The sequence below is a fragment of the Boseongicola sp. genome (assembly GCF_057460485.1).
Map to the genome: position 1 here is coordinate 1 of NZ_JBVCWP010000362.1, position 3,502 is coordinate 3,502.

Annotated in this window: 2 protein-coding genes and 1 pseudogene; all 3 read right to left on the reverse strand. The window is 55.8% G+C overall.

Features of this window, described 5'->3' with window-relative positions; all coding sequences use genetic code 11:
• Nucleotides 1-161 precede the first annotated feature (161 nt).
• Nucleotides 162-2,579, reverse strand: a complete 2,418-nt coding sequence (gyrB, locus tag AC221Y_RS22015; RefSeq protein ID WP_299756033.1) for a DNA topoisomerase (ATP-hydrolyzing) subunit B — start codon at nucleotides 2,577-2,579, stop codon at nucleotides 162-164.
• A gap of 123 nt (nucleotides 2,580-2,702) precedes the next feature.
• Entirely contained in the window at nucleotides 2,703-3,323 is a 621-nt protein-coding gene (locus tag AC221Y_RS22020) for a LysE family translocator (protein ID WP_299756035.1), read from the reverse strand.
• Nucleotides 3,320-3,502 (reverse strand): annotated as a pseudogene (locus AC221Y_RS22025) (DNA replication/repair protein RecF); the annotation flags it as partial. The gene AC221Y_RS22020 and the pseudogene AC221Y_RS22025, both read right to left, overlap by 4 nt.

Sequence of the window (3,502 nt, forward strand, 5' to 3'; positions counted from 1 at the left end):
AACGTCAAAAACAGATCGAACTCGCTCGCAGTCGAGGCGAAACCCATTTTCGGGACGCGGCTAAAACCTGATCGACCGCAGCTTTGCGCGGCGGTTAACTTTTCGCGGACAGCGTTACAGGTCTGCAAAGCGAGCGGGACAAGGTCCCGCTCGCCAGATTTCTAAAAATCGAGGTTTTCGACATTCAGAGCGTTTTGCTGAATGAATTCGCGCCGTGGCTCGACCACATCGCCCATTAGCTTGGTAAATAGATCATCGGCTTCCGCAAGGTCTTCGACCTTCACTTGCAACAAGGTTCGCGCCTCTGGATCCAGCGTAGTTTCCCACAGCTGACCAGGGTTCATTTCTCCAAGACCTTTGTAGCGTTGAAGGCTGAGCCCTTTTTCGCCTTCTGCCAGAATGGTGTCCAACAGATCAAGCGGGCCATGAACTCCGTTTTCGCGATCCCGCCGGACCAGTCTTGCGGGCTTCGCATAGACCTCTTGTAAGGCGGCTGTATAACCGCCCAATCGCCGGGCCTCACCGGATCGCAGAACCGGGCCATCCAACGTCCGAATTTCTTCAACGCCCCGCAAAACTCGGGCAAGCCGAATTCCGTGATCCTGTGTTATCCGCCCTTGCCAACCTCGCTCATATTCCACAGCAACTTGGTCAAGACGTGCCGCAACGGCTTCCGCCGTACCTTGCAAATCGGCATCGACCTGCCCCGGCACGAAGGCCCCGGCGATCGCGGCCTGCTCAAGAATACTCTGTGGATAATGCGTTGGGAAAGCTTGCAAAACACGGCGCACTTGCCGCGCATCCTCGACGACGCGCGCGAGGTCCTGCCCGATGATCTCTTCGCCGGTTCCGAGGCGAAGCATAGCGCCCTCGACACCCATCTGGATCAGATAGTCGTCCAGCGACGGCTGGTCCTTCAGATAAACCTCGGACTTGCCCCGCGCAACTTTGTAGAGTGGCGGCTGCGCAATATACAGGTAACCGCCTTCAATAACCTCGGGCATCTGTCGGAAGAAGAACGTCAGAAGAAGCGTCCGGATATGCGCACCATCTACGTCTGCATCCGTCATGATGATGATCTTGTGGTACCGCAGTTTCGAGACATCAAACTCATCGCGGCCGATCCCGGTGCCAAGCGCCGTGATCAGCGTGCCGATCTCCTGACTTCCCAGCATCCGGTCAAACCGCGCCCGCTCAACATTCAAAATCTTACCTCGCAGCGGCAAGACAGCCTGATTTGCACGCGACCGGCCTTGCTTAGCCGACCCACCTGCGCTGTCCCCCTCGACGAGGAACAATTCGCGAAACTCTGGTCGCTTTTCCTGACAATCGGCAAGCTTTCCCGGCAGCGATGCGACATCAAGGGCAGACTTCTTGCGTGTCATCTCGCGCGCTCTGCGAGCCGCTTCCCGCGCCAATGCCGCATCGACAATCTTACCGATAATCAACTTCGCAGGTCCTGGGTTTTCTTCAAACCACTCGGACAACTTTTCGTTCATCATGCCTTCAACCGCAGGGCGGACCTCTGAAGACACGAGTTTGTCTTTTGTCTGTGACGAGAACTTGGGATCCGGCACTTTTACAGAAAGCACGCAGGTCAGCCCCTCGCGCGCATCATCGCCGGTGAAGCTTACTTTCTCCTTGCGCGCGATACCGCTCGATCCAGCATAAAGGTTCATCGTCCGAGTTAGCGCGCCGCGGAAACCAGCCAGATGCGATCCGCCATCACGCTGCGGGATGTTGTTCGTGAACGGCAAAACTGTCTCGTGGTAACTATCGTTCCACCACATGGCGACCTCAACGGTGATCCCGTCTTTCTCGCCTTCGATGAAGATAGGATCCTCGATCATGGCGGATTTGTTACGATCAAGATATCGCACAAATTCACGCACACCGCCGTCATAGAAAAACTCGGTCTCAAGCATCTCTGCTGGGCGCTCATCCCGCAGAACAATCCGCACGCCGGAATTCAGAAAAGCCAACTCTCGAAGCCGATTCTCCAAGGTCTTGAACTGGTATTCGAGATTGGAGAATGTCGTCGTCGCTGCAAGAAACCGTACTTCCGTGCCTTTGCGTCCATTGGCATCACCGACCACCCGCAAGTGCTCGACCGTGTCACCACCTTCAAACCGGGCGTAGTGCTCTTTATCGTTCCGCCAGATCCGCAACTCCAGCCATTCGGACAGAGCGTTCACCACGGAAACACCAACACCGTGCAAACCGCCCGAAACCTTATAAGAATTCTGGTCGAATTTACCGCCGGCATGGAGCTGGGTCATAATGACTTCGGCAGCCGAAACGCCCTCTTCCGCGTGCACGTCAACAGGGATTCCACGGCCGTTGTCGCTGACCGATACGCTGTCATCGGCGTGGATTGTCACGGTCACGGCATCGGCATGACCCGCCAAAACCTCATCAATGCCATTATCAACGACTTCATACACCATATGGTGCAGGCCCGAGCCATCATCTGTGTCCCCGATATACATGCCGGGACGCTTTCGAACCGCCTCTAAGCCTCTGAGAACTTTAATCGAATCGGCGCCATATTCAGCTTGCGCGTCGGACGTCTCCGCCATTCGGAATTTCCTTGTTGTTTTCATACATTTTATAGGCGTTTTATGGGCAACTGTCACGCCCAGACCACAATATTTAGTGGGTATGACGCGTCCAGAGCCCAAGCGCGACTATCTGGCAAAACCTCAGGTGAACGGAATGATAATTCCCACCGTAATAAGCAACGCGCCCGATACGATATTCATCCGTTTCAGCGCTTTTGGAGACGTCAGCAACCGACGCGCTCGGTCGACAAATCCAGCAAGAATTAGGTTTCCGGCCAACGGCACAGCAAAGGATAACGCACAGATCACCGCAATGTCCGCGCCAGTCAGTTGCGTAAGATCAAAGAAGCCTGGCAAAACGCCCATGTAGAAAAGGACTGCCTTTGGATTGCCAAGGATAACGGCGAGCCCGGCAACAAACCCCGCCCACATTCCCGGCCGGGTCAATCGGCTGTCTTTGGCGATGGCTTTTCCGGCACTTTGAATAAGGAGGTAGCCCATGGTCAAGAAAGTGAAACAGGCAACCCACTTTAGAACCACCATGAACCCGTCGAATACCGAGACAATCCAAGTCACGCCCAGGATCGCTACCAACGGCCAAATGACATCCCCCACGACAACGCCCATCGCAAGTGGCCACGCCGACCGAAAGCCACCTGACATAGCACGGGCCATAAGGGCCACCCAGACGGGCCCCGGCGTCAAAAACAGGATGAACAATGCCCCAGCATAGAGGGCCGCATCCGAAAGTGAGATCGTCATGGTCGGACCTGTGACGCATCGTTGGCGTCAACGACCTCGAATATCTGTGCGCGCGCGCCAAGTCCGTCAAACAACTCCGGCCCGGTGCCGGTCATCCAGGCCTGCGCTCTGAGCGCACAAATCTCGTCATAGAGGGCCTGACGCCGTCTGGCGTCCAGATGCGCTGCAACTTCGTCCAA

Bases quoted from the DNA above. Each gene is read 5' to 3' on its own strand.
- gyrB (WP_299756033.1), bottom strand. From the start codon at position 2,579: ATGGCGGAGACGTCCGACGCGCAAGCTGAATATGGCGCCGATTCGATT.
- AC221Y_RS22020 (WP_299756035.1), bottom strand. From the start codon at position 3,323: ATGACGATCTCACTTTCGGATGCGGCCCTCTATGCTGGGGCATTGTTC.